This window comes from Ensifer sesbaniae (assembly GCF_013283665.1).
GTDB classification, from domain to species: domain Bacteria; phylum Pseudomonadota; class Alphaproteobacteria; order Rhizobiales; family Rhizobiaceae; genus Ensifer; species Ensifer sesbaniae.
Window position 1 is genome coordinate 441,102 of sequence record NZ_JABEKU010000001.1, and the last position, 25,010, is coordinate 466,111.

Genomic DNA, 25,010 nt, shown 5'->3' on the forward strand with positions numbered 1-25,010 from the left:
GGCACCCTTACGAATTGATGATAATCATGCCGCTGATGATCAGCGCGGCACCGAGGCCGTAGCGCAGCGTCATGGCCTCGCCGAGGAAGACGGCAGCAAGCAGCGGTACGAGGCAGAACGTCAACGCCATGAACGAATAGGCGATCGTCAGCGGCACGGACTTGATCGTGAAGATCCAGATGATCGTGCCGATGCCATAGACGGCTAATGCCGTGAGCAATGTCGGGCTGAGGGCGAGCGCCAGCAGCCCGTGAGCGTTGGCGTCGCCGGTCTTGGCGCTCGTCAGCTTGAAGAGGATCTGTCCGGCCGAAATCAGCACCGGTGTGAAAAACAGTCCGAACCAGACAGTGGGCGCCAGATTGAGATTCATCGCCACCCCTCACACCGCCAGAGCTTTGTCTTCGCGATAGAAGATGTCGCGGCCGATATCGATGCACTCGTGTTCGGCTGGAACCGGATGCATCGCGCGAAGGAAGGAGTGGGTGTAGGGAAAGAAATTGAAGTGCGGGTTGAACGTGTAGCGATACTCGCGCTCGCGCGGCACGACGATGATCAGGCGCCGCCGGGTGATCCGGCGAAGCTCGGAAATCGCCTTGCGATAGTCGAGGATATGCTCGATGACGTGCGTGCAGACGACGGTATCGAACTCGCCATCGGCAAACGGCAGCTCCTCGATCATCGCCGCGTGATACTCTACGCCCTCGATCCGGGCCGCATCGTCGATGGCAAAGTCGACGCCCGTGAGGCGCCGAAGGCCCGGATTAGGCTCTCGAATACGCTTCAGCAGAACGCCGGTTCCGCAACCGACGTCGCAGACGCCGTCGCCGACGACGCTTGCCGCGATCTTGCGAACGCAGGCTTCCGAATTGTCCGTTCCCTCGTGGACCCTCGGATGCAGCCGGTAGAGATCTTCGTATTCGCGCGCCGACAGGAACGGCGCACGCGCGCGAAACTCGGCAAGATGCGCGATATGCTTGCCCCAGGCGAGGCTGGCCATGCCCTTGAAAAGCCGCGAATCTCGGAAGATCGGCGGGATGACGTCTTCGATGATGAAGCGTATGCGGTTGGTTGTTTCCCGGTTCATCCGTGGCGTTCCCGAACAATCCGTGGTGTTGGCTGTAGGCCGGATTCCTGGTCGTCGAACGGGGAGGGAGCGATGCTCGCATTCAAGCTCTCAGCCGGCGCAGCCCGTGCGGGCGTCGCGATATAGTGCAGCCGGAGCTGCTCGGTGCGGGCGCGCGAGACCGAATCGAGGATCAGACCGGCCGTGATCATCATGATCGAGACCAGGAGCAGAGCCAGCGAGAAGACCCAGGTGGGCATGCGGGGCACGAGCCCGGTCGCGAAGTATTCGATCAGGACCGGCGTCATGAAAATTGAACTCGCCGCCAGGAAAGCGAGGCTGATGAGGCCGAAGAAGGTGAACGGCCGCGTTTCCTTCATCAGCATCACGAAGGTCCAGAGGATCTTGGCGCCGTCCTTGAAGGTCGAGAGCTTGGAATGGGAGCCTTCGGGCCGCCGGCCGTAATCGAGCTCGAGTTCAGCGACCGGCAGCTTCAGCCGCGAGGCATGGACCGACATCTCCGTCTCGATCTCGAAGCCATTGGAAACGGCCGGGAAGCTCTTGGCGAACCGCCGCGAGAAGACGCGGTAGCCGGAGAAAATGTCGTTGAAGTCCGTGCCGAACATCGAACGGTAGAGAAGGTTGAAGAGGCGGTTCCCGAGGGCGTGCCCCTGTCTGCCGGCGTCGTCATGAACGCCGCGGCGCGTCCCGACGACCATGTCGGCGCGCTCGGTGATCAGGGTGCGCACGAGATCTTCCGCATCCGTCGGGCAGTAGGTGCTGTCGCCGTCGGCCATGACATAGATGTCGGCATCGATATCGGCGAGCATTCGGCGTACTACATGCCCCTTGCCCTGCCGGCGTTCGCGCACGACGGTTGCGCCGGCAAGCACGGCCCTCAGCGCCGTGCCGTCCGTCGAGTTGTTGTCGTAGACGTAGATGCGGGCCGTCGGCAGCGCCGTTTGGAAACCTTGAACGACCTGCCCGATGGTCGAGGCTTCGTTGTAGCACGGCAAGAGAACGGCGATGTTGAAACGTTCGAACATCCGAGCGGCTCGGTTCCTGTTGGATCGGTGCCATCATAGGCATCAGGGTGTTAACAAGACGCCAAGGAGCGTCGCGCTGGGCGCTCGACAAGCTCGTTCCCGCCCCCCGGTTTTTACCCTTTCTTGATTGCGCCTCCTTATGATGCCGCGAGAGCAAGAGGGGCGGGAAACTATGCCGAGTGGCACTGCGGCACCATCAGACATGGCGACGGCGCATGCACCGAGGCGGTCCTGGTCGAACCTGCCCTGGGCGGTGCTCGTCTACGGCGCGCCCATCATCCTCTTCCTCATCATCCAGTTCCTGAGGGCGCCTGACTATGTCGGCCGCGACAATGACGATGTCATGCGATTGGTAGAGGTGCGCGATCTGCTGGCCGGCCAAAGCTGGTTCGACCTGACGCAAGTCCGCCTCGGCCCTGAGGGCGGAACGTTGATGCACTGGTCGCGCTTGATTGATCTGCCCATCGCCGGGCTCATGGCTCTCCTCAGGCCCTTTGTCGGTGCAATGCAGGCGGAAGTCCTGGCCCTAGCGATATTGCCGATCTGCCTGGCGCTTCCGTTGCTCGCGGCAATGGGTCTGGCCGGGCGCCGTGTGGGCGGCACGCCATCCATGCATTTCTGTCTGGGGCTGACGGCGCTGTTCATCGCCACCTCGAACCGGTTCCTAGGGGGGGCCATCGATCATCATAACGTGCAGTTGGTCCTAGTCGCGGTCATGCTGGCGATGCTCGTCGATCGGCAGTATCGCGCGTCCAGCTACGCAGTAGCAGGATTGGCGGCGGCGCTGGCGATCGCCATTGGTGCGGAAACGACGCCATTTGTGGCTATGGTCTGCGCCGTCGTTGCCTGCCAGTGGGCCGCCGTCGGCGGGAAGGCTGCGCGGACCACCGTTGCCTTTGGCCTTTCGCTCGCTGCAGGCTTGAGCCTCTTCTTTTTCGTGACCGTGCCGCCGCGCCTCTATCTGGCTGCGACCTGCGACAATCTCTCGATCGCCTTCTACTCGCTGGCGCTGACTGGAGGCGGCCTGCTTGCTCTTGCCGCGGCAATGGTCAGCGATCGACCGACCGTCGTGCGGTTCTTCGCCCTTGGCGCTTGCGGCCTGGGTATCGTTGCCGTGGCACTGTCGGTGGCGCCGCAATGCCTGGGCAATCCCTTGGCAGGGCTCGATCCGCTGCTTCGCGAGCTGTGGCTCGACAACGTCACCGAGGCGCGTTCCTTCGTTGCCGTTGCAAGGACGGAATCAGCGAGCATCGGGGCCTACTACTTCACCGGTGCATTTGCCGCGCTTCTTTGTGTCTGGCGCATCTGGCGCCGTGACCGGATCGGTCTCAACCTCATCCTCTTCGCGCTTGTGTTCTCGAGCCTGATGATTGCGCTCATCCAGGTGCGCGGGATGGCCTTTTCCAATCTCCTGGCGATTGTGCCGATCGCTTTGCTGCTCACCGACCTTCGCGCCCGCTCAAACGGCGGAACGGCAGGCGTGGGCGCCTCTCTGCTTTACGTCGGCACGCTTGTCATTTCGGTTCCGGCGGTATGGGCCATGGCCGGAACGCTCGTCGACAAGGGGATCGGGGGACACGTGGCGGGCGAAACCGCAGTCTCGAACGGTGAGGCGTGCCTGACAGCGGCGTCGCTGGCAGATCTGGAAGACTTGCCGCCGTCGTTCGTCGTCGGGCCATCGGATATTGGTGCGGCCCTCCTTCTTCACACGCAGCACCGCGTGCTGAGCGCGCCCTATCACCGCAATGCCGCCGGCATGCTCGCGGAACTGAAGATCGGCCTGGCGCGGCCGGAAGAAGCGGAGGCCATGCTGCGGCAACTCGGGCATCCAGTGCTGGCCTTCTGCGCCGCCGACGTTCAGGCGCGAATGATCGCCGCGAGGGCGCCGCAAGGCTTCTATGCCGAGTTGACCGCCGGGCGCGTGCCGGCGTTCCTTTCGCCCCTGCCGGTTTCGGCAGGCGCGTCCATTCGGCTCTATGCCCTGAAACCTTGAGCGCGCCTGCCGCCGGCGGGTGGAAAGCGCAACGGATGTGCTGGCCTTCGGCCAAGGGTGCGGTAAAAGAAGCCATGGCTTCTTTCTTCGACAGCGATTCTCCGAGCAACCTCACCGAATATTCGGTGTCCGAGCTTTCCGGCTCGATCAAGCGAACGGTCGAGCAGGCTTTCGACCAGGTGCGCGTCCGCGGCGAGATCTCCGGCTATCGCGGCCCGCATTCGTCCGGTCACGCCTATTTCGCGCTCAAGGACGATCGGGCGCGCATCGATGCGGTGATCTGGAAGGGCACGTTCTCGCGCCTGCGCTTCCGGCCCGAGGAAGGCATGGAAGTGATCGCGACCGGCAAGGTCACGACCTTTCCGGGCTCGTCGAAGTACCAGATCGTCATCGAATCGATGGAGCCGGCCGGTGCCGGCGCGCTGATGGCGCTGCTGGAAGAGCGCAAGCGCAAGCTCGCCGCCGAAGGGCTCTTTGATGCCGGCCGCAAGCGGCCGCTACCCTACATGCCCAAGGTGATCGGCGTCGTGACGTCGCCCACGGGTGCGGTCATCAGGGATATCCTGCACCGCATCGCCGACCGCTTTCCCGTGCACGTCGTCGTCTGGCCCGTCCGGGTGCAGGGCGATGGTTCGGGCGACGAGGTGGCGGCAGCGATCCGCGGCTTCAACGCGATCGAGCCGGGCGGCGCGATGGCCCGGCCAGACGTGCTGATCGTCGCCCGCGGCGGCGGCAGCCTCGAGGACCTCTGGGGTTTCAACGACGAAGCCGTCGTCCGCGCCGCGGCCGCCTCCGAGATTCCGCTGATTTCCGCGGTCGGGCACGAGACCGACTGGACCTTGATCGACTATGCCGCCGACCAGCGGGCGCCAACGCCGACTGGTGCTGCGGAAATGGCGGTGCCGGTGAAGGCCGATCTCGAAGCCGCGATTTCCGGCCTCTCGGCTCGTCTCAAGGCGGCCGTCGGTCGGCAGATGGACAATCGCCGCCAGGCGGTGCGTTCACTGGCGCGCGCGCTGCCGTCGCTCGATCAGTTGCTGGCGCTGCCGCGCCGCCGGTTCGACGAGGCCGCCCTCGGGCTCGGACGCGGCCTGCAGATGAACACGGCCAACAAGCGGCGCCAGTTCGAGCGCGTATCGACCGAGCTTCGAGCAGACCTTCTCAAAGGCAAGCTCTCCGACCGCCGTCAGCGAATCGCCGACTTCATGAACCGCGCGGAACGCATCGTCGAGCGGCAGGTGCATCGCGGCGAGGCGCGGGTTTCGGCGGCAGACGCCGCGCTGCGGACGTTGCCGTCGCGGCTGCTTGGCCAGATCCATCGCGCGACGGATCGTGTCGCCGGGCTCGCCGCCCGATCCGATGCAGCGGTTCGCGCCGACGTGCGCCGCTTGCGCAGCGTCATCGTCGCCCAGGACCGCATCCTGCAATCCCTTTCCTATCGCAACGTCCTGCAGCGCGGCTTCGCGCTGGTCCGCGATGCCGAAGGCGGTCCGGTGCGGCAGGCGGCGGCCGTTACGGCCGGCATGGCGCTCAGTCTGGAATTTGCCGATGGCCGGGTCTCAGCCATCGCGGGCGAGGGGAGCGGCGAGCCGGTCCCGCAGCCGCCGACGCCCCGCAAGAAACAATCGAAGTCCCCAGAACCGTCAGGAGAGACGCCGAAGCAGGGCACGCTGTTCTAGTCCGGTTGGCCGTGATGGGACGGGCGTCTTGGGAACGCGCCGCTTTCTGGCTTCACGGTCGCCAGCCCAGAAGATCAAGCGGAAGCTCCGGCGCCAGTCATAAGGGAGAACCATGCGTATCTTGCTCGTGCTTGCTCATCCGCTGGAAGACAGTTTTGCCGCAAGTGTTGCGCGTGAAGCGCGCGCGGCGTTGGAGGAAAACGGCCATACCGTCGACCTGCTCGATCTCTACCGCGAGGGCTTCGATCCACGTCTGAGCGTGGCGGAACGCGCAAGCTATTTTACCGAGACCTATGATCGATCGGCGGCCTCCGATTGGATCGCACGACTGCAAGCGGCGGACGGGTTGGTGCTGGTGTTTCCGCAATGGTGGTTCAATTTCCCGGCGATTCTCAAGGGCTTCTTCGACCGGGTTTTGGCACCCGGTGTTGCCTTCGACAACGATGCGACCGGCGGGCGCATCATTCCGCGCCTCCAAAACATCAAGCTCTTCTGGGCGCTGACCACGACCGGTGCTCCCTGGTGGGTGGTGCATCTCTACATGGGCAATCCGGTGAAGCGGCTTTTGAAGCGCGGCATCGCTGCCTTGTGTGCCAAGGGGCTGAACTTCCGCATGCTCGCGCTGCACGACATGGACCGGGCGACCGACGCCAAGCGCAAGGCGCATCTCGCCCGTGTCCGTCGGCTGGTCGGCGGCATCTAGTGTCCTGATTCAGAAGTTTCTGCCGATTTGTTTTGCACATCGGCGATTTGCAGGGTTGCCAGGCAAAAGCGTTTGATGGTGGCGAGGATATCGTCTGCCGATTTGGTCCATCGGAACGGTTTGGGATCGGTGTTGACGGCGTCGATATAGGCGGTGATTGCCGCCTCCAATTCAGCGGTGGAGCGGTGCACGCCGCGCCGGATTTGCTTTTCGGTCAGGTTGGCAAAGAAGCGCTCGACCTGGTTGAGCCATGACGCCGCCGTCGGGGTGAAATGAATGTGCCAGCGGGGCCGCTTGAGAAAGAAGCTGCGGATGGCGCTGGTCTTGTGGGTGGCGTAGTTGTCCATGACGATGTGGATATCAAGGTCTGGCGGCACGTTGGCTTCGATTTCGCGCAGGAATCTCAGGAATTCCTGCGCGCGGTGACGCTTGAAGCAGCGACCGATGATCTTGCCGGTGGCAGCGTCGAGCGCGGCGAAGAGCGAAAGTGTTCCATGCCGGGTGTAGTCGTGGCTGCGCCGCTCGATCTGGCCGGGCCGCATCGGCAACACCGGCTGGCTGCGATCGAGTGCCTGGATCTGGCTCTTCTCATCGACGCAGAGCACCAGCGCCCGCTCGGGCGGGTTGAGATAAAGGCCGACAATGTCGCGCACCTTCTCGACGAATAGCGCATCCGAAGACAGCTTGAAACTTTCGGCGCGATGCGGCTGCAGCCCGAAGGCCGTCCAGATGCGATGGATCGTCGAGGGCGCATGTCCGACCGCCCGTGCCATCGAACGCAGGCTCCAGTGGGTGGCGTCCGGCGGTGTCGTCTCCAGCGTCAACCGGATCGTCTCGGCGATCTCTTCGTCGCCGATCTGGCGCGGCGCGCCGGGACGCGGCTCGTCGTAAAGCCCATCGAGCCGCTGCTCGGCGAAACGCCGTCGCCATTTGGCCACCGTGTTCGGCATCGTGCCAAGCCGCGTGGCAATCTCCTTGTTCTCAACGCCGTCCGCGGCCATCAGCACGATCTGGGCCCGCCGCGCCAGGCCCTGCGCCGTGCCGCGGCGGCGAACCAATGTCTCCAGTTCACCGCGCTCCTCACCCGTCAAGACAATCGCAACCGCCGCTTTGCCCATCGATCATCCCCTTCTCAAACAGGGAAAATGATCGCACAAATTTATCGATCAGGACACTAGAGCGCCATGCGTTCAGATGAACGCACTATGGTCGCTCCAGCCTTTGTTTCTAGGGCATCTTTCCGCTTCCAGCGCTTTCACTTGAACGCGCCATGCGCTGGCCACGGCTACTCGAACGCCGCCAGATACTTGCGCAGCAGCCGGTCGAGCGTCGCGCGCTCCTCGGGCGAGAGCTCGGCAACGACCCGATGCTGGTTTGCCACATGCGCGGTCGCCGCCTCGTCGACCCGGCGCCGCCCTTCTTCCGTCAGGGCGATGATGACGCTGCGCCGGTCCTCGGGATTGGCGATCCGCTCGACGAGGCCGGCTTTCTCCAACTGGTCGATGCGGTTGGTCATGGTGCCGGAACTGACCATGGTCGTATCCAGCAGCTCGCCGGGCGAAAGCCGATAAGGCGGCCCGGAGCGGCGCAGCGTCGCCAGCACGTCGAAGCTCGAAGCGGAGATGCCGCGTTCGGCAAAGGTCTTTTCGATCTCCCGGCCGATATGCGTCGAAAGCCGCGAGAGCCGGCCGAGCAGGCCCATGGCCGACACGTCGAGATCCGGCCGTTCCCGGTGCCATTGAGCCAATATCCTGTCGACGCGGTCCATCCGAAGCCTCCATTGTTCCAACAGCTATAGGATATCTTGACGTAGAGATAAACTCTGATAGTCTCAATTTATCTTGATATAGAGATTCTTCAGGTAGAGATATGAGCACGAACCGCACTGCCGACCTTACCTTGACTGCGCTGGCACCCGCCATCTGGGGCAGCACCTACCTCGTTACGACGGAGTTCCTGCCATCAGGCTATCCGCTGACGGTTGCGATGTTGCGGGCCCTGCCGGCAGGGCTCCTGCTGCTGCTCATCGTACGGCGTCTCCCTGAGGGGATCTGGTGGCCGCGATCCTTCATCCTCGGCGCGCTCAACTTCTCCTTCTTCTGGGCCATGCTGTTCGTCTCGGCTTACCGGCTGCCGGGCGGCGTTGCCGCTACGGTCGGCGCCGTTCAGCCACTGATCGTCATCCTGCTGTCGCGCGTCTTCCTCGGCTCGCCGATCCGGGCTCTCAGCGTCGCCGCCGGCCTTGCAGGTATCGTCGGGGTCGGCCTTCTGGTTCTGACGCCGGGCGCCACGCTCGATCCGCTCGGAGTGCTCGCCGGTCTCGCCGGCGCCGTCTCCATGGCTTTCGGTACGGTCCTCAGCCGCCATTGGGCGCCGCCGGTGCCGCCGCTCACCTTCACCGCCTGGCAACTGGCGGCCGGCGGCCTGCTTCTCGTGCCGGTAGCGCTGTTCTTCGAACCGTCCCTGCCTTCATTGTCGGCGGCGAACATTCTCGGCCTGACCTATCTCGGCCTCATCGGCGCCGCCTTCACCTATCTGCTCTGGTTCCGCGGCCTCTCACGCCTCGAACCGGCGGCCGTCTCGCCGCTCGGCTTCCTGAGCCCGGTGGTTGCAATCCTGCTCGGCTGGGGCGTGCTCAGCGAGCAACTGACGCCGGTCCAGGCCCTCGGCATCCTCGTCGTCTTCGCCAGTGTCTGGCTCAGCCAGCGCGCACAATTGCTGCCCAAGGTGCGACCGGCCCGCGCCTAAGCGCGGGCTTGCAACCATAGGGCAAGCGCTTCACATTGCCGGCCGGCCACTTTACTGACGAAGAGGCCGCCGCATTCCTGCGACGGCCTTGATGGTTTTCACAAAGGGAACCGGCCCCTGATCGCGACCGCGATCAGGCCCACTCGCCCTGGCGCATGACCGGCACGCGGCTGCCGTCGGCACGCACGCCGTCGATGTCGACCTGGCCGGAGCCGATCATCCAGTCGATATGGATCAGGCTCGAATTGCCGCCCTGGGCGCGGATCTGTTCCGGCGTCAGCTTGGTATCGTCGACGAAGCAGCCCGAATAGCACTGACCGAGCGCGATATGGCAGGAGGCGTTTTCGTCAAACAGCGTGTTGTAGAACAGGATGCCGCTGGCCGAGATCGGCGAGGAATGCGGCACCAGCGCCACTTCGCCGAGCCGGCGCGCGCCTTCGTCGGTATCCAGCACCTTGTTCAGCACTTCCTCGCCGCGCGATGCCTTCGCCTCGACGATCCGGCCGCCCTCGAAGCGCACCTGGATGTTGTCGATCAGCGTGCCCTGGTGCGATAGCGGCTTGGTCGAGGAGACATGGCCCTCGACGCGCAGGGCGTGCGGCGTCGTGAAGACCTCCTCGGTCGGGATGTTCGGGTTGCAGGTAATACCGTTCTTGGCTTCCGACGCGCCGCCGCACCACAGATGCCCATCGGCCAGTCCCACCGTCAGGTCGGTGCCGGGGCCGGTAAAGTGTAGCGCAGCGAAGCGCTCGCCGTTCAGCCAGGCCGAGCGCCGGGCGAGGTTGGCATTGTGCTCCTTCCAGGCGGCCACCGGATCGGCGACATCGACGCGCGAGGCGGCGAAGATGGCGTTGGCGAGCTTTTCGACGGCAACCGCGTCCGGATCGTTCGGGAAGACCAGCTTCGCCCACGACGGGTTCGGGTAGGAGACGATGTTCCAGTTGATGTCGAAGTTGGAGATCTTTTCAAGCGCCGGCTTGTAGGCGATCGAATTCGCCTTGTTGGCGCGCGCGACCTTGGCCGGGTCCTGCGTCGAGAGCATCATCGGGTTGTCGCCGGAGATCGCCAGGCGCGCCGCGCCGCCGGCAAAGGCCTTGGCCATGCCTTCGAACAGCCAGGCGCTCGCCCGGTCGAAGCTCTCGTCTGGAGCGTAGGCGTAGCGTGCCAGTGTCGTGTCTTCGTCGGAGTAGAGCGTCGTCACCAGGCCTGCACCCGCCTTGTAGGCGTGCTTGGTGATCAGGCGCACCAGCGGCATTGCCGCGACCGGCGCGGTCATCACCAGGTCCTGGCCGCGCTGCAGCTGCAGGCCGACCTGGATCGCGACTTCTGCAAGCTTATCGAGTTTTACAGGATCGATGGGATTGGGCGTATTGGCGGGATAGGTCATGATCTGCCTGTCTTTTGAATCGGAAGAAGAAGACTTAGAGCGCTTTGCGGCGAAAATGAAGGCTGATTGCCCGGCATCGTTCCGCGCTTAGCGTGCCGCGAGGGCAGCCCTCATCCGTTCGACATTGCTCCGGTGCACCGCCTCGTAAGGCGCGAAATAGACGAGCGCGCCGGAGGCGATCTCCTCGGCGGCGAATTCCGCAAGCGTGCCGATGGCAGTACCGGTCTCAATCGCATGCGTCAGCCGCTCGATGTAGCGGCGGTTGGCATCGATCAGTTCCGGCCCGTAGCCGCCGGCTGCGATGCGCTCGCGGTCGCCATGGGCGGGCAGGATCCGAGCAATCGGCCATTGCCGCAGGCGCCCGAGTTCCGAGATGTGCGTCGCCGTCTGGTCCGCCTCGCTGATGAAGGTCGTCGTATCCTCGAGCGTATCGCCGGCGAGCAGCAGCTTCTCCTCAGGCAGCCAGATGACATTGCCGTCGGCGCTATGGATGGCGAAGTGATGCAGCTCGACCCGACGTTCGCCGACGGTGAGCGTGAGCGTCTCCGTAAACAGCCGGTTCGGCATGACGAGGGGATTGATCGGCGGTGTCGCCGTCTCGATCCGTTCGCGATTTTCCTCAAGCTTCTCCGCCGTCAGCTTGAGCGCGATGATCTCGCAGTCGGCAAAGACGGCGTTCCCGGCCACGTGATCCTTGTGCCAATGGCTGAGCACGACGCGGATCGAGGTGACGCCGAGGCTTTCGAGATGATCGCGGATCGCCTGGGCATGGGCGAGCGAAATATGGGTGTCATAGACCAGCGCCTCGCGGCCATCGACGACGGCATAGGAGGCGATGCCCAGTTCATAGGCGCCGTCATCGAGCCAGTTCGGCGCCTCCGAGTGAAGTCGCACCCCGGCAATACGCCCGTCGTAATAGGCGTAGAGGCCGGGGTAGGGCTCCAGGATCGTCAAGGTCGAGGTCAGGTCCGTCATGTGCAACTCCTCCCGCACGGGCTTGGTGATGTCATAGGCCAGTGCGAAACGAAACTGAAGGACGGGATGCTGGCTGCGATCCTATCTGCCTATGCCTCTCGCGCACGCAGCAGGTAGGCGTCGTGATCCCTGAGGAAGGCCATCAGCCGCTCGCCGTAATCGGCGGTCACGGCCGCCTTGACGCTCGGTCGCTCGGAGAGCGCCCTTCGCCAGGCGCGGACTCGGTCGAGGCGATCGAAGATATCGTGATCGGCGAGCGTGTCGAAGAGGTCGAAGTAGCGGAAGATCGGTGCGAAGACCGCATCGACGAGGGAAAAGCCGGCGCCGGCAAAATAGGGACCATCGCCGAGTGCCGCTTCCACGGTCGCGAACTTGCCGGCGATCGCCTTGCGCTTCTGCTCGTAGGTTGCCTGGTCCTTGGCGGTCTCGAAGCCCCAGAGTTCCGAAAGGATCGATGAGCCGAATTCCATCCAGCCGCGATGCCGGGCGCGCTCCAGCGCATTCTCGGGGTGAAGCCTCGGACCGGCTTGAGTTTCCTCGACATATTCGGCGATGACGGAGCTTTCGAACAGCACTGCTTCACCGCCTTGCTGCGGCACCTGGAGCAGCGGCACCTTGCCGAGAGGCGAGATCTTCAGGAACCAGTCGGGCTTGGACTTGAGGTCGATATAGGTCCGCTCGAAACGAACGCCTTTTTCGTCGAGCGCAATCGAGGCGCGTTGCACATAGGGGCAGAGATGGTGGCTGACGAGGGTAAGCATGGCAGTCTCCCGGTTGAAGTAAGGTAGATGCATCTGCATGTATGTGGGCTTGCTTCGGCTTTCAAGATGGATGTAACTGCATCTATGGCCAACGAGACAAAAAACGAAGCAAAGCGCCCGAGTGCGGAAACCACCGAAGCCTGGATCGGGCTGATGCGCGCCCGTGAGCGCGTGCTTGCGCGGATCGAGGCCGACTTCAAGGCTGCCGGCTTGCCGCCGCTTGGCTGGTACGATGTGTTGTGGGAGCTGGCCCAGGCGGAAGGCGGCCGTCTGCGTCCCTTCGAGATCGAAGCGCGCACGCTGCTTGCGCAATACAATCTTTCGCGCCTGATCGATCGGCTGGTAAAGGAAGGTCTGGTCCGCCGCGAAGCTTTCGACGCCGATGGTCGCGGCCAGTGGGTGGTGATCACCGAGGCCGGCCGGACGATGCGTGAACGCATGTGGCAGACCTATGGCCCATCGATCGAGGCCCATGTCGGTGCCAGATTGACAGAGGCCGAGGCGAGGCAGTTGGCGGCGCTGCTGGCGAAGCTGCGGTAAGGTATTTCAAGCGCGATATAGCTATTGGCACGGCGTAGGGGCGATGGAATTCCTCGGAAGCTTGCCCCTCGGTCGTGGCTGGGAGAGCGAGTGCAGCAAGGCCCCTTCTCCCCGCGTGCGGGGAGAAGGTCGCGGCAGCGGGATGAGGGGCCGTCACGCGCAGCCCACGCCGCGCGATACCCTCAACCTCAGCTGCTGAGGCCGAAGGATTTTTCCAGCGCTTCCCAGGTCTCGTCCATGGCGAAGGTGCCGGAGAGATAAGGCAGCGCCACATGGCCGTAGAGCGGCGAAAGCTGCCACTCGGCCGTCTCCTCGTCGACGCCGGCGATCTGCTGCAGGTAGATCGTCGAGACGAGGCCGGTGCGGTCGGCGCCGGCCTTGCAATGGATCAGTAGCGGCTTCGGCGCGTTCCTGAGGATCGCCATCAACGCGTCGGTTTCCTTGCGGTCGATTTCCGCCGAGGCGGACATCGGGAAGTTGATGAGCCGGATACCGTTACGCTCGGCGGCGGCGACCTCATCACGATACCAGCGTTCGTGCGGTTTCTCGCCGCGCAGATTGAGTATGGTGCGGATGCCGTAGGCCTTGGAATAGGCGGCGATCGCTTCCGCAGTCGGCTGTGCCGAACGGTAGACCTCACCGGCGACGAGCGTGTGGAAGTTGCCGGTCCATTGCAGACCAACGAGATAGAGGGCCAGGGCTGCAACGAGCGCAACCGTGCCGACGACGAGGCGTTTCAGAAGACGCTTCGCGCGCAGAAACCTTGCAGATGCCATGAAACGACTCCGAAGCGACCCCACGCTCCCGGTCGTGAGCGCGCTGCGGGCGGAAACCATCGGAGATTTCCTCATCCCGCATCGCGGCTCTATATGTCATCCATGATATTTTGATGGCAGAGATCAGGCGATCAGCGGTGCGGCGATCGCCTTCAGCGCCGCCTGGGCGTCGCGCGGCGCGAGCCGGACCTGCAGCCCGCGCTGGCCGCCATTGATGTAAACCGCGGCTTCGGCAAGGGCTGCCTCTTCGATTGCGGTCGGCACCAGCTTCTTCTGTCCGAACGGGCTGATGCCGCCGACGTGGTAGCCGGTCAGCCGCTCGGCGTCCGCCGGCTTCATCATGGCCGCCGATTTGCCGCCGAAAGCGGCGGCGAGCTTCTTCATGCTGACTTCGCGGTCGGAGGGTACGACGCAGCAGACCGGCTTGCCGTCGACCTCGGCCATCAGCGTCTTCAGTACCCGGCGCGGATCCTCGCCGAGCGCTTCCGCCGCCTGCAGGCCGACGCGCTCGGCATTGGGATCGTAGTCATAGCTGTGCACGCTGAAGGCGATGCCGGCCTTCGAAAGCGTTTGCGTGGCGCGGGTGGTCTTCGACATCGTCGCTCCAAATGGGGATCAGGCTTTGGCGAGCAGCGCCTCGTAGAGGTCAGGCTTGAACCCGATCAGCAGGTTGCCGTCGGCTTCGAGCACCGGCCGCTTGATCATCGAGGGCTGGGCCAGCATCAGCGTGATCGCCTTTTCTTCATCGAGGCCCTGCTTGTCGGCCTCGTCGAGCTTGCGGAAGGTGGTGCCGGCACGGTTCAGCACCATTTCCCACCCGGCTTCCTTGCACCAGCGTTCGAGATGCGCGCGGTCGATGCCCTCGGCCTTGTAGTCGTGGAAGCGGTAGGCAATGCCCCGGCCCTCGAGCCAGGTGCGCGCCTTCTTCATCGTGTCGCAGTTCTTGATGCCGTAGATCGTAACCGTCATTCCATGCCCCAATATCGTCGTGAGCAACTCCGGCCACTGTCCGGAATCGCGCAACTTGAAAGCGTGACGGGAGTGATAGCCGCCTGACGCGCGGGAGGGAAGAGCGCTCGCTTGTCAGGTCACGCCGGCGTAGCGGCCGGGCCGGTGGTTGATCGCCAGCGTCATGTTGACGACGGCAGCGCCCACGACCGAAAGCACGAGGTTTGCCGGCGGCAGCACGAAGTAGGCGGCGGCGAGGATGGCGAGATCGACCGCGAGCTGGAAATAGCCGGCACGGACGCCGAATTTTTCCTGGAGATAGATCGCCACGATGTTGATGCCGCCAAGCCCGGTGCGGTGGCGGAAGAGGATCAGCAGACCCGTGCCCATCAGTCCGCCGCCGACGACCGCCGCGTAGATGGGGTCGAGCCGGGCGATCTCCACCCAACCGGTCGTCAGCCGCGAAAACAGCGACACCAGGCTGACGGCGAGGAAGGTGCGCAGCGCAAACATCCAGCCGAGCCGTTTGACCGCCAGGACGTAGAAGGGCAGGTTGACGAGGAAGAAGACCAGCCAGAACTCGGCCCCGGTCGCATATTGCAAAAGCAGCGCCAGCCCCGACGTGCTGCCCGTCAACAGCATCGCCTTGCTGTAGATGATGACGCCGAGCGATATGATCAGCGTGCCCGTCAAGATCGCCAGCGCATCCTCGTAGAGGCGGTGGCGTTCTACCGGGGCTTCGGAGACGTCGATGCTGCGCTCGGCCATCTGATCCTCAGAGATTCCTGAACTTGGTGATGACGTCTTCGACTTCCGCCGTCTTCAGGCCGGCGATGTTGATGCGGCCGGAGCCGGGCATATAGATGCCGTGCTCGTTTCGGAGCCGCATGACGTCGGCCTCGGTGAGCGGCAGCAGCGAGAACATGCCCTCCTGGCTGGCGACGGCACCGAGTGCCTGCCAGCGGTCGCGCAGGCCTTCGGCAAGCGCCCGGCGGATGTTGGTGATGCGCAGCCGCATGGTTTCGAGTTCTTCCTTCCAATCGCGTGCGAGATCGGCGTCGGAAAGGATCATACGCACGATCGCCGCACCATGATCCGGCGGCATCGAGTAGCTGGTGCGGGCGAGGCCGGCGAGGTTGGAGCGGACCGTATCGGCCGAGGAGGACGAGGTCGTCACTGCGAAGATCGCGCCGGCGCGTTCGCGATAAAGGCCGAAGGACTTGGAGCAGGAAACGGCGACCAGCGCTTCGGGCACGACGCCGATCAGGTGGCGAAGGCCGGCGACATCCTCGTCGAGTCCGCGGCCGAAGCCCTGATAGGCGAGGTCGACGAGCGGCAGCAGACCGCGCTCGGCAATGACGGCGGCAAGCTCCATCCACTGTGCCTCGGTGATGACGCCGCCCGTCGGGTTGTGGCAGCTCGCATGCAGGAGAACAGCATCGCCGGCGGCAGCGCCCTGCAGCGCCGTCATCATGTTGTCGAAGAGCACCGTCTGCGACGGCACGTCGAAGAACGGGTAGCCGGCGGGTTCAAGGCCGGCCGTCTTGAAAATGCTCGCATGGTTGGGCCAACTCGGCAGGCCGATCCAGATGCGCCTGCCGCCCATCTGGTGGATGAGGTCGGCCGCGAGCCTCAGCGCGCCGGAACCACCCGGCGTCTGCACGCCGGCAATGTGGCTGCGATCGACGGTGTCGCCGCCGACCAGCGTCCACAGATGATCGATGAAGACGAGGTCGCCCTCAGGGCCGACATAGGCCTTGCTGTCCTGGGTTTCGAGGAGCCGTTTTTCCGCGGCCTTGACGGCGCGGAAGATCGGCGTATGGCCGGTTTCGTCGCGGTAGACGCCGACGCCGAGATCGACCTTTCCGGGGCGTTCGTCGTTGCGATAGAGCCCGATCAGGGCAAGCAACGGATCATCGGGTTGGCGGGTCAGTGCGTCGAACATGCCGGAATTCCCCCTTGGCGTGGCAGCGATTGCATTTGTCTGTCGAAAAGCCAGCCGGCCGCCGTTCCTCCGGCTGCCCTGCGACTTCCTTCTTAGGTCAGGATCAGCGCAAAATCGATGCGATTTTTGCCATGGAGACAATGTTGACATCGTGCGATTTGCGCAAAATCCTGCATTTCATTTGCTGATTTGCGCATGCGAGGTTCAAACGTGATCGAGAAGGTATCGCTGGAGCTGGATCAGGTCGATCGGCGGATCATTCGTCTGCTGGTCGAGGATGCGTCGTTGACCAACAACGAGCTCGCGGCCAGGGTCGGGCTCTCGCCGGCGCCGCTGTCGCGTCGCCTCGCCAGGCTCTATGCGGCCGGCGTCATCCGCCAGACGGTCGTGGTCGATCCGAAGGCGGCCGGCATCGGTTTCCAGGCCTTTGTCGAGGTGACGCTGGAACGCACAGCAAGCAAGGTCGGCCATCGCTTCATCGAGTTGATCTCACGCATGCCGGAGGTGGTGGAGTGCCACACCGTCGCCGGCGACTTCGACTTTCTCCTGAAGATCGCCGTGCGCGATGTCGCGGATTACAAGCGTCTGCTCTGGAGCGAGTTCGAGCAGATTGCCGAGATCAAGACGCTGCGCTCGACCATACTTCTCGACAGCCCGAAGATGACAGCCGCCACCTTGGGTGACGGCCGCTGAATAAAGCGACCCGGGACGGCCTCGCGCTTTCCCGGATGTCTCCTAGGCCTCGAGCGGGCCCGGCTTGCGTACGGCGCCGGAAGGCGCGGCGCAGGCGATCTTCATCAGGTCCGAGTGTCGGCGTGCAAGGCGGGTCGAGACGCGGGTGACGATCAGCCCGTCCTGCGGCGCGCGCACGTCGAGCGCGCCGTCGGGTCGGCCGGGACGGGTGAGAATGGTCGCGAGCAGGTCCCCGGCCTTGACGGTTTCGCCGATGTCGCGATGGAACAGGATGGCGCCTGCCTGCGGTGCGCGGATCATCTCGATATTGTCGAGCGGCGCGACGATGCCGGCGAAGGGTGCGATCGCCTCTTCGTCATCGCTTACGACGCCACGGGCGACGAGGAAGCGGAAGACACCCTCGGCATCCTTGCGGGAAAGTTCCGGATAGACGTCACGCGTGCCGCGAAGCTCGACGGTGACCGACAGGCGTCCGGGAAGGCGCGCCTTCTTCTGCCCGGTTTCATATTTCCAGGCATAGGCGACAGCCTCCTCGAAGGCGGAGCTTTCGCCATCCGAAAGGAAGATCGCCTCCATGTCGAGCGCGGAGGCGAGGTCTCCCGCCTCCGGCCAGAAGGCATCGTCGATATAGGCGTATTGCAGCGCCTCGTCGTCGCAGTGAAGGTCGAGCATCAAGTCGGCGCCGAGCGCCATGTGCAGCAACTGGCGTTTCAGTCGATCGGTGGCTGAATGGCGATCGAGATCATCGATGAGGCTGTCGCGGTCGGCCAGCGAGATCAGCGGAAAATCGCGGTTGAAATTGGTGCGCGATCCCAAATCGAAGCGGCCCTGCAGCTCGCCGAAATGCGACTGCGCGGTGCCGATCGGGTTCGCCTGTGGCACGACAGTGATGTCGCCGAGGATGGCGCCGTCCTTGTCCGCCTGCTGCAGCCTTTGCAGAAGGAAATGCGCCAGCGCCGTGCCCGGCAGCTCGTTGGCGTGCAATGCCGCCTGGATATAGGTCTTGGGTGCCGCAGCGCTCCGCCCCTTGAAGCGGAAGACGGGCAGGCGCCATTCGATGCCGGGCGTATCGCCGGCGATGATGATTTCGGAAATGTCCATGGGCTCCTCCCGTATCGTTATGCTGGTGGCGCTTATCGGCATTCCGACAGTGCTCCGCAAGTCGCTAAGAACTGGGGTGCGGCAACGGATTTCGCCGTAATCGCTCTGGCCTTGATATCCGGAGAATGCCTATTGTTCTTGGAAAACGTCAGCACAAGCAGAAGGCGGCAAAATGATCTTGATCGGCCAATATGACTCCCCGTTCGTACGGCGCGTGGGCATCGCCCTCAGTCTCTACGGCATTGCGTTCGAACACCGCCCCTGGTCGTCCTTCGGCAATGCCGACGAGCTTCGGGCCTATAATCCATTGACGCGCGTGCCGACCCTCGTGCTGGACGATGGCCTCGCGCTGACCGACAGCCACATCATCCTCGACTATCTCGATAGCCTCGTTTCCGACGAGGAGGCCCTGTTCCCCCGATACGAGCCGGAGCGACACCGGGCGCTGAGGATCGCTGCGCTCGCCACCGGGTTGGGCGACAAGGCCGTAAGCCTGTTCTACGAGAAACGGCTGCACGGCGAGGTCTCGGCCGTTTGGGTCGACCGCTGCCGCCGTCAGATCGAGGAGACGCTGGGCGTCCTCGAGGCGAGCCGCGCGCAAAGCCAGAGCGAATACTGGTTCTCGCAGCGGATCGGTCATGCGGACATCGCAGTCGCGGCGGTGTTGCGGTTCCTTAGGGACGTGCATTCCGATCTGGTGGCGACCTCGCGCTATCCCCACTTGCACGCCCATGCGGAGAAGCTGGAAGCGCTCCCCGTGTTCCAGACGATCAGTCAGCCCTTCATTCCGCCGGCCTGATGCGGATTGTCGGTCGCGGCAGACGCCCCTCGATCGGGAATGGGGATGCAGGCCGGCGACGCCGAGGTGCTGCTGCGCCGCTCACCTCGGCGGCATCTTCTCGAATTTCGGCAGGGCCGGATCGAGATGGTCCCAGGCATGGCCGCGTATACCGTAGGTCACCGCTTGAGGCTTGTAGCGGCTGGGGTCGTCGAGGCTTGCCGCGCGGATGGTGAAGAACTCCGGCATGGCCGCAAAGGTCATGTAGACGGGCGAGCCGCAGATGGGACAGAAGCCGCGCGTCTTCACATTGCCGCTGTCGGCGACCATGTCCCAGTGCTTGGCTTCGCCTTCGAGCTTCACCCCGTCGCGCCGGAACGTCATATGCGATCCATGCCCGGTCCCGCTCTCATGCTGGCAGTCGCGGCACTGGCAGTCGTTCGAGAAAACCGGTTCTCCGGAAATCTGATAGCGAAGCGCACCGCAGGCGCATCCGCCGATATAGGACGTGCTCATCCATTCCTCCTTTTACGGCACGGCAAGGCCTGGTGCGTGACCGCGAGGGCGACGCCGACCGTTCTCTTCGCTTGTTTCGGGTTTGTGAGGTGCCGGATCGTCGTGACGCTCGATCCGGCGTCGATGCTAGTTCTGCTCGTCGGTGACGGAGCCGAGGCGCGACAGGACCTTCGGCCAGCCGTTGCTCATGTTGCTGAACGCCGTGTCGTTCTTCGGCGTCACGAAGCCGGAATGCACGAGGCGAAGGCGCGTGCCGTTATCGACCTTCGTGAGTGTCCAGGTGACGACCGTATCGAGGCGGGAGCCGTAGCCGATATTGCCCTCGTCGCCACCTTTCCAGGAATAGGCGAACCGCTCATAGGGGCGCACCTCCAGCACCTGGCAACGGATCGTCCCGTCCCAGGCGCCGGCCGGCGTCGTCTGGAAGGTGAAGTGCGTGCCCTCCACGGCTTCAAAACCTGAAGGCGGCATGATCCAGCGGCCCATCAATTCGCCATTGGTCAACGTCTTCCAGATTGTCTCGGGCGTATGCGGAAACACCTCGTCGAGGACAATGTCTTGCGTCTCGTATTTCAGAACAGCTGCGTCGGTCATGGATCGATCTCCTTGAGAAGCGTGCGCAGATTGGCAAAGCGGTCGCGCCAGAAGCTGCCGTAGTGGCTCATCCAGTCGACGAGCGGCGCCAGCCCCTCGGGCTCGGCGCGGTAATAGACGTTGCGGCCCTCGGGACGCTCGGCGACCAGACCCGCCTGTCTCAGCGACTTGAGGTGCTGCGAGATTGCGCCCTGCGTCACGCCGCTGCCGCGGGTGAGCTCGACCACGGTGATCTCGTCGGCACTGGCAATGCGCTCGAAGACGGCCCTGCGGGTGGGGTCGGCTAGGGCGCGCATGACGGCAGTGATGGGGGCGGTTTCGATCATCATGACTAAATCATTAGTCTGCGCTGATTGATTAGTCAATACTATTGATTCGAGTTGTGCGACGGTTGCCGACAAGCCCCCGGCGGCGGACATCAGGCGTGCCTATCGCCGCCGGCCGATCGGGATGATCTCCGGCGCGGAGGTTTCGAACGGTCGGCCATCCCAGCCGCCAAGCCACCGTTCGACGACGAGTCCTGCTTCATCCATCATCGAGACGAGGTCTTCATAGGAGGGGAAGGTGATTTTCGACTGGGCAGCGTAAGTGCGTCCGTCCTTTGCGATCCGGTAGAAGGTTCCGTATTCCACGATACCCGACTCCGCGTCATGTCGCGCATCGTTCCACGCGAGAATCTTGCCGAGCACCGGATGAACGATATCCCGTTCGGATTCGGCCGGCGTCCATCTTCGCCATTCTCCGATCCGTGGATTGCGGCTATCGAAAATGAAACGCCCTTCAGCGGCCAGATGCGCAGCGATGGTCCGAAGAACGGAAAGCTGATCTTCCCGGGTGAGGAAGACCTGAAAAGCATGACCGCTGAGCAGCACCAGATCGAAGCTCTCGTTAAGGCGGATCGTTCGCCCGTCGCCTTCGACCCAGCGTACCCGGTCGCCGCCCGGTCTCAACCTCGCGACATCCAGCATCGCGACTGCCGGATCGACGCCGACGACCCGTTTGCCCGTCGCTGCCAGAGCAGAAGTCAGCAAGCCGGTGCCGCACCCGAGATCGAGGATCGAGGTGCGGCCAGCGGAGATGGACTTCAGATATTCGGAATCGGCGGTCCAGCCGTTCTCGATGTCGTAGAACTCTACAAGCTTTGGATCGTTATAGAGTTTGTCCGATGGCATCGAGATGACTGGCTATTCCCACTCGATCGTGCCTGGCGGCTTCGAGGTCACGTCGTAGACGACGCGGTTGATGCCACGGACCTCGTTGATGATGCGTGTTGCCGCGCGGCCGAGGAATTCCATGTCGTAGTGGTAGAAGTCCGCCGTCATGCCGTCGACCGAGGTGACGGCGCGAAGCGCGCAGACGAACTCGTAGGTTCGTCCGTCGCCCATGACGCCGACGGTCTGCACCGGCAAGAGCACGGCGAAGGCCTGCCAGATGGCGTCGTAGAGGCCGGCCTTGCGGATCTCGTCGAGATAGATCGCGTCCGCTTCGCGCAGGATCTCGAGCTTCTCGCGGGTGATGCCGCCCGGGCAGCGGATGGCAAGGCCCGGCCCCGGGAAGGGGTGGCGGCCGATGAAGCTGTCGGGCAGGCCGAGCTCGCGGCCGAGCACGCGCACTTCGTCCTTGAAGAGTTCGCGCAGCGGCTCGACGAGCTGCATGTTCATGCGCTCCGGCAGGCCGCCGACATTGTGGTGCGACTTGATCGTCACCGACGGGCCGCCGGTGAAGGAGACGCTTTCGATCACATCGGGATAGAGCGTGCCCTGGGCGAGGAAGTCGGCGCCGCCGAGCTTCTTCGCCTCTTCCTCGAACACTTCGATGAACAGGCGGCCGATGATCTTGCGCTTGGTTTCCGGGTCGCTGACGCCTTCGAGCTCGCCGATGAAGCGGTCGGACGCGTCGATGTGCAGGAGGTGCAGGTTGTAGTGCTCCTCGAACATCGCAACGACGTTCTTCGCCTCGTCCTTGCGCATCAGGCCGTGGTCGACGAGGATGCAGGTGAGCTGGTCGCCGACGGCCTCGTGGATGAGCAGTGCCGCGACCGAGCTGTCGACGCCGCCGGAAAGCGCGCAGATGACCTTCTTGTCGCCGACCTGCTTGCGGATCGCCTCGACCGCCTTGGCGCGGTAGGCCGACATCGACCAGTCGCCCTTGATGCCGGCGATCTTGTGCACGAAGTTGGAAATCAGCTTGGCGCCGTCGGGCGTGTGCACCACTTCCGGGTGGAACTGCACGGCGTAATATTTGCGCTTCGCGTCGGCGATGAAGGCGAAGGGCGCGTTGGCCGAGGTCGCCACGACCTCGAAGCCTTCGGGGATCGCGGTGACGCGGTCGCCATGCGACATCCAGACTTGGTGGCGCGAGCCAACGGACCAGAGGCCCTCGAATAGCGGGCAGTCCTTTTCGACTTCCAGGAAGGCGCGGCCGAATTCGCGGTGGTGGCCGCTCTCGACCTTGCCGCCGAGTTGGGCGCACATGGTCTGCTGGCCGTAGCAGATGCCGAAGACCGGCAGGCCGGAATCGAAGATCACCTGGGGCGTGCGCGGCGAGCCGATCTCGAGCGTCGAGGCCGGGCTGCCGGAAAGGATGACGGCCTTCGGCTTCAGCTGGCGGAAGCCTTCTTCCGCCGACTGGAACGGCACGATTTCACAATAGACACCGGATTCGCGCACGCGCCGGGCGATGAGCTGCGTCACCTGGCTGCCGAAGTCGACGATGAGGACGGTGTCGGGATGGGCTGTCTGGGTCATTTGGGGCCTTCAAACAAGCTTGATCATGGCGAGCCTTTAATGAAAGCCCGCCATCAGCGCAACGATTCAATTGCACCCCGACAATTCCGGGGTTTCAGAGCAGGATGAGCGTCTAGAGCGGGATCTCGCCGGTCGAAACCGCATTCTCCAACCGGTCGATCACATCAGCAAGCTTCTCGTCGATAATGTGAAGATATTCCGTCCAGTCGCTAACGTGCTTGAGCTCAGCCTTGCCGTCGGAAATTCCGCGAAGCGCAACCAGCGGAACCCCGAAGGACTGGCAGGCGCGCAGGACCGCAAAGGTCTCCATCTCAACCATGTCGGCATCGATCGCCCCATAGGCAGCACCCGAGACGATGTTGGCGCCGGTCGAAAGCCGCGCCTCCGGCAGGCCGGGAATCCTGAGCGGCAGCGGCACTATCGCCGGCAGGTCGAGAAACGGCGTCCTACCCTTCTCGAAACCGAGCGGCGAGGCATCCATGTCGCGGTAGCCGACCGAGACCGCCTGGTAGACTTCCGTCTGTTCGAGCTTGGCGGAACCGGCAGAGCCGAGCGAAACGACGAGATCGGGTAGTGCACGCTCCGCGGCGAGTTCGGCAAGCGTCCGCGTCAGCACGACGGCCGCCTCGACCGGGCCGACACCGGTCATCAGCGGCTTGATCCGCTCCTTGAGGTGTGGCCCGTATTCGGCATCCACGGCCATGACGTAGAGGATCCTGCGTCCGGCGACGTCCTTGACGGCAAAACTCATCCTTCGATCCCCTCGCGTCCCCGCACCACCATCATCGTTCCCGTCATCGACGCGATCAGCTTTGCCGGCCCGTCGGCGCGGATCGCGTAGCCGCGCCCGTCGGAAACAATGATCGTCGATCCAGGCTTGGTCACTTCGCCGCGGAACAGAAAGCGCTCGCCGCGCCCCGGCGAAAGCAGGTTGACCTTGAACTCGATCGTCAGGATCGAGGCATCAGGGTCGATCACCGAATAGGCCGCATAAGTGCCGGCCGAATCCAGCGCCGCCGAAATCACGCCCGCATGCAGGAAGCCATGCTGCTGCGTCAGCTTCTCGTCGAAGGGCAGTTCGATTTCGATCGTACCCTGCTCGATTAGCGTCAGTTCTGCGCCGATCGTGCGCATCGCCGCCTGCCGTGCGAAGCTCTCGCGAATGCGCTTTCGAAAATCGGGGGGATCGCGGTCGTCCATCAATGAGAAAGGCCCTGCATAATGTCTACGGGCCTACCGGCCCCGGTCGGCGGACAGTCGCACGGCCTTCCCTGGACGACAAGACGGAAAGACGGAAGAGGCTGCGGCCTTGGACAGTGTTTGCGCCCGCTCGTGAAAAATCCTCGCCAGTCCCGTTCGTGCCGTTTTTAAGCCCGCCTGTCGCCCCTATATCTCCTTCATGAACAGCTTCCGCCGCATCGAAATTCGCCCGGCCGTTCCGGACGACATCATGATGATCGCTTCTGTCATCGTCGAAACCTGGCGAACGACGTTTCGCGGCCTGATCGCCGATCAGTTTCTCGATGCCATGACGATCGAGCAGCAGGCGCTGCGCCACGCCAGGCGAATGCGCGTTGCCGGGGTCTTCCATCTGGTGGCGGTCGATATGAACGCAGACAAGGTGATCGGCTTTGCGAACTACGGCAAGGCGCGCTCCATGCCGCCGCGCTTCGACCGGGAGCTCTACGCCCTCTACATTCTCGAAGAGTTCCAGCGCGCCGGCATCGGTTCGGCGCTGGTGCGAAGCGTCGCGGCGCACAGCCGCGAAATGGGGGGCTCTTCGCTGTTCGCCTGGGTGCTGTCGACCAACCCGAACCGATCCTTCTACGAGCGCCTGGGCGCAGTACCGGTCGCCCAGGGACAGGTCGCGCTCGGAGCCGAGACGCATGAGCAAGTCGCCTATCGCTGGAATGATTTGGCGCGGCTCTCGGGTGCCGCGGATCTCGCCGCCTAGAGAATTCCGCAAGTGGAAACGCTGGAAGCGGAAAGATGGCCCGGACAGGTGTTAGGCGACCTT

Annotated in this window: 29 protein-coding genes; 8 read left to right on the forward strand and 21 right to left on the reverse strand. The window is 63.8% G+C overall.

The features are described from left to right. Nucleotides 1-7 precede the first annotated feature (7 nt). The 3 genes from BHMPCIPO_RS02100 to BHMPCIPO_RS02110 are packed head-to-tail and all read right to left on the reverse strand — an operon-like array spanning nt 8 to nt 2,109. Entirely contained in the window at nt 8-370 is a 363-nt protein-coding gene (locus tag BHMPCIPO_RS02100; protein ID WP_173515235.1) for a DMT family transporter, read from the reverse strand. 9 nt (nt 371-379) lie between these two features. Continuing rightward, entirely contained in the window at nt 380-1,084 is a 705-nt protein-coding gene (locus BHMPCIPO_RS02105) for a class I SAM-dependent methyltransferase (RefSeq protein ID WP_173515236.1), read from the reverse strand. Then, nucleotides 1,081-2,109 carry a glycosyltransferase family 2 protein gene (locus BHMPCIPO_RS02110; RefSeq protein ID WP_173515237.1) on the reverse strand — a complete coding sequence of 343 codons (1,029 nt, stop codon included), beginning with the start codon at nt 2,107-2,109 and terminating at the stop codon, nt 1,081-1,083. Before BHMPCIPO_RS02110 ends, BHMPCIPO_RS02105 begins: the two co-directional genes overlap by 4 nt. A gap of 202 nt (nt 2,110-2,311) precedes the next feature. On the opposite strand from BHMPCIPO_RS02110, the gene BHMPCIPO_RS02115 reads away from it, so the two are divergent. From BHMPCIPO_RS02115 to BHMPCIPO_RS02125, 3 genes are all read left to right on the forward strand, one after another. Then, nucleotides 2,312-4,102 carry a hypothetical protein gene (locus tag BHMPCIPO_RS02115; RefSeq protein ID WP_246304240.1) on the forward strand — a complete coding sequence of 597 codons (1,791 nt, stop codon included), beginning with the start codon at nt 2,312-2,314 and terminating at the stop codon, nt 4,100-4,102. A 74-nt stretch (nt 4,103-4,176) separates the two neighbouring features. Next, nucleotides 4,177-5,781, forward strand: a complete 1,605-nt coding sequence (gene xseA / locus BHMPCIPO_RS02120; RefSeq protein ID WP_173515238.1) for an exodeoxyribonuclease VII large subunit — start codon at nt 4,177-4,179, stop codon at nt 5,779-5,781. 112 nt (nt 5,782-5,893) lie between these two features. After that, nucleotides 5,894-6,484, forward strand: a complete 591-nt coding sequence (locus tag BHMPCIPO_RS02125; protein WP_173515239.1) for an NAD(P)H-dependent oxidoreductase — start codon at nt 5,894-5,896, stop codon at nt 6,482-6,484. On the opposite strand, the gene BHMPCIPO_RS02130 is transcribed toward BHMPCIPO_RS02125, so the two are convergent. Together BHMPCIPO_RS02130 and BHMPCIPO_RS02135 are read right to left on the reverse strand one after the other, a co-directional pair. Next, the gene (locus BHMPCIPO_RS02130; RefSeq protein WP_173515064.1) at nt 6,481-7,602 is read right to left on the reverse strand and encodes an IS630 family transposase; all 1,122 of its coding nucleotides are present in this window, start codon (nt 7,600-7,602) and stop codon (nt 6,481-6,483) included. The two genes, BHMPCIPO_RS02125 and BHMPCIPO_RS02130, sit on opposite strands and share 4 nt — an antisense overlap. A 167-nt stretch (nt 7,603-7,769) precedes the next feature. Continuing rightward, nucleotides 7,770-8,252, reverse strand: a complete 483-nt coding sequence (locus tag BHMPCIPO_RS02135) for a MarR family winged helix-turn-helix transcriptional regulator (protein ID WP_173515240.1) — start codon at nt 8,250-8,252, stop codon at nt 7,770-7,772. Nucleotides 8,253-8,353: 101 nt separating this feature from the next. Between BHMPCIPO_RS02135 and BHMPCIPO_RS02140 the strand changes: the two genes are divergently transcribed. After that, complete coding sequence (locus BHMPCIPO_RS02140) at nt 8,354-9,232, forward strand: EamA family transporter (RefSeq protein ID WP_173515241.1); 879 nt, start codon at nt 8,354-8,356, stop codon at nt 9,230-9,232. A 133-nt stretch (nt 9,233-9,365) separates the two neighbouring features. Here BHMPCIPO_RS02140 and BHMPCIPO_RS02145 read toward each other — a convergent pair whose 3' ends face one another. The 3 genes from BHMPCIPO_RS02145 to BHMPCIPO_RS02155 form a co-directional block, all read right to left on the reverse strand. After that, the gene (locus BHMPCIPO_RS02145; protein ID WP_173515242.1) at nt 9,366-10,619 is read right to left on the reverse strand and encodes an aminopeptidase; all 1,254 of its coding nucleotides are present in this window, start codon (nt 10,617-10,619) and stop codon (nt 9,366-9,368) included. An 87-nt stretch (nt 10,620-10,706) separates the two neighbouring features. After that, nucleotides 10,707-11,594, reverse strand: a complete 888-nt coding sequence (locus tag BHMPCIPO_RS02150; protein WP_173515243.1) for an MBL fold metallo-hydrolase — start codon at nt 11,592-11,594, stop codon at nt 10,707-10,709. Nucleotides 11,595-11,683: 89 nt separating this feature from the next. After that, entirely contained in the window at nt 11,684-12,355 is a 672-nt protein-coding gene (locus BHMPCIPO_RS02155; protein WP_246304242.1) for a glutathione S-transferase family protein, read from the reverse strand. Nucleotides 12,356-12,439: 84 nt separating this feature from the next. On the opposite strand from BHMPCIPO_RS02155, the gene BHMPCIPO_RS02160 reads away from it, so the two are divergent. Beyond that, complete coding sequence (locus BHMPCIPO_RS02160) at nt 12,440-12,895, forward strand: MarR family winged helix-turn-helix transcriptional regulator (RefSeq protein ID WP_246304243.1); 456 nt, start codon at nt 12,440-12,442, stop codon at nt 12,893-12,895. 188 nt (nt 12,896-13,083) lie between these two features. Here BHMPCIPO_RS02160 and BHMPCIPO_RS02165 read toward each other — a convergent pair whose 3' ends face one another. The 5 genes from BHMPCIPO_RS02165 to tatA all read right to left on the reverse strand — a co-directional run bounded on the left by BHMPCIPO_RS02165 (nt 13,084) and on the right by tatA (nt 16,564). After that, on the reverse strand, nt 13,084-13,671 hold the full coding sequence (locus tag BHMPCIPO_RS02165) for a dual specificity protein phosphatase family protein (RefSeq protein ID WP_173515245.1): 588 nt from the start codon (nt 13,669-13,671) through the stop codon (nt 13,084-13,086). 123 nt (nt 13,672-13,794) lie between these two features. Then, entirely contained in the window at nt 13,795-14,268 is a 474-nt protein-coding gene (gene ybaK / locus BHMPCIPO_RS02170) for a Cys-tRNA(Pro) deacylase (RefSeq protein ID WP_173515246.1), read from the reverse strand. Between the two features lie 18 nt (nt 14,269-14,286). Further along, nucleotides 14,287-14,640 carry an ArsC family reductase gene (locus BHMPCIPO_RS02175; RefSeq protein ID WP_173515247.1) on the reverse strand — a complete coding sequence of 118 codons (354 nt, stop codon included), beginning with the start codon at nt 14,638-14,640 and terminating at the stop codon, nt 14,287-14,289. Nucleotides 14,641-14,754: 114 nt separating this feature from the next. After that, nucleotides 14,755-15,387 (reverse strand): YitT family protein, encoded by a 633-nt coding sequence (locus BHMPCIPO_RS02180; protein ID WP_173515248.1) that lies wholly within the window; start codon nt 15,385-15,387, stop codon nt 14,755-14,757. Between the two features lie 7 nt (nt 15,388-15,394). Further along, nucleotides 15,395-16,564 carry a tyrosine aminotransferase gene (gene tatA, locus BHMPCIPO_RS02185; protein ID WP_173515249.1) on the reverse strand — a complete coding sequence of 390 codons (1,170 nt, stop codon included), beginning with the start codon at nt 16,562-16,564 and terminating at the stop codon, nt 15,395-15,397. Between the two features lie 195 nt (nt 16,565-16,759). Between tatA and BHMPCIPO_RS02190 the strand changes: the two genes are divergently transcribed. Next, complete coding sequence (locus BHMPCIPO_RS02190) at nt 16,760-17,257, forward strand: Lrp/AsnC family transcriptional regulator (RefSeq protein ID WP_173515250.1); 498 nt, start codon at nt 16,760-16,762, stop codon at nt 17,255-17,257. Between the two features lie 42 nt (nt 17,258-17,299). On the opposite strand, the gene BHMPCIPO_RS02195 is transcribed toward BHMPCIPO_RS02190, so the two are convergent. Further along, nucleotides 17,300-18,358 carry a M14 family metallopeptidase gene (locus BHMPCIPO_RS02195; protein WP_173515251.1) on the reverse strand — a complete coding sequence of 353 codons (1,059 nt, stop codon included), beginning with the start codon at nt 18,356-18,358 and terminating at the stop codon, nt 17,300-17,302. A gap of 172 nt (nt 18,359-18,530) precedes the next feature. On the opposite strand from BHMPCIPO_RS02195, the gene BHMPCIPO_RS02200 reads away from it, so the two are divergent. Continuing rightward, nucleotides 18,531-19,157, forward strand: coding sequence for a glutathione S-transferase family protein (locus BHMPCIPO_RS02200; RefSeq protein WP_173515252.1), 627 nt, complete (start codon nt 18,531-18,533; stop codon nt 19,155-19,157). A gap of 81 nt (nt 19,158-19,238) precedes the next feature. On the opposite strand, the gene BHMPCIPO_RS02205 is transcribed toward BHMPCIPO_RS02200, so the two are convergent. From BHMPCIPO_RS02205 to BHMPCIPO_RS02235, 7 genes are all read right to left on the reverse strand, one after another. Continuing rightward, the gene (locus BHMPCIPO_RS02205) at nt 19,239-19,652 is read right to left on the reverse strand and encodes a GFA family protein (RefSeq protein WP_173515253.1); all 414 of its coding nucleotides are present in this window, start codon (nt 19,650-19,652) and stop codon (nt 19,239-19,241) included. A 126-nt stretch (nt 19,653-19,778) separates the two neighbouring features. Beyond that, entirely contained in the window at nt 19,779-20,246 is a 468-nt protein-coding gene (locus tag BHMPCIPO_RS02210) for an SRPBCC family protein (protein WP_173515254.1), read from the reverse strand. Then, on the reverse strand, nt 20,243-20,572 hold the full coding sequence (locus tag BHMPCIPO_RS02215; RefSeq protein ID WP_173518058.1) for an ArsR/SmtB family transcription factor: 330 nt from the start codon (nt 20,570-20,572) through the stop codon (nt 20,243-20,245). Before BHMPCIPO_RS02215 ends, BHMPCIPO_RS02210 begins: the two co-directional genes overlap by 4 nt. Before the next feature lie 102 nt (nt 20,573-20,674). Then, the gene (locus tag BHMPCIPO_RS02220; RefSeq protein WP_173515255.1) at nt 20,675-21,418 is read right to left on the reverse strand and encodes a class I SAM-dependent methyltransferase; all 744 of its coding nucleotides are present in this window, start codon (nt 21,416-21,418) and stop codon (nt 20,675-20,677) included. 12 nt (nt 21,419-21,430) lie between these two features. Further along, nucleotides 21,431-22,993, reverse strand: coding sequence for a glutamine-hydrolyzing GMP synthase (guaA, locus tag BHMPCIPO_RS02225; protein ID WP_173515256.1), 1,563 nt, complete (start codon nt 22,991-22,993; stop codon nt 21,431-21,433). Nucleotides 22,994-23,105: 112 nt separating this feature from the next. After that, complete coding sequence (locus tag BHMPCIPO_RS02230) at nt 23,106-23,744, reverse strand: 5'-methylthioadenosine/S-adenosylhomocysteine nucleosidase (protein ID WP_173515257.1); 639 nt, start codon at nt 23,742-23,744, stop codon at nt 23,106-23,108. After that, a complete protein-coding gene (locus BHMPCIPO_RS02235) occupies nt 23,741-24,193 on the reverse strand; it encodes a PaaI family thioesterase (protein WP_173515258.1) in 453 nt (150 codons plus the stop codon). Before BHMPCIPO_RS02235 ends, BHMPCIPO_RS02230 begins: the two co-directional genes overlap by 4 nt. Before the next feature lie 199 nt (nt 24,194-24,392). Here BHMPCIPO_RS02235 and BHMPCIPO_RS02240 point away from each other — a divergent pair, with 199 nt between their 5' ends. Continuing rightward, nucleotides 24,393-24,947, forward strand: a complete 555-nt coding sequence (locus tag BHMPCIPO_RS02240; RefSeq protein WP_173515259.1) for a GNAT family N-acetyltransferase — start codon at nt 24,393-24,395, stop codon at nt 24,945-24,947. Nucleotides 24,948-25,010 lie beyond the last annotated feature (63 nt).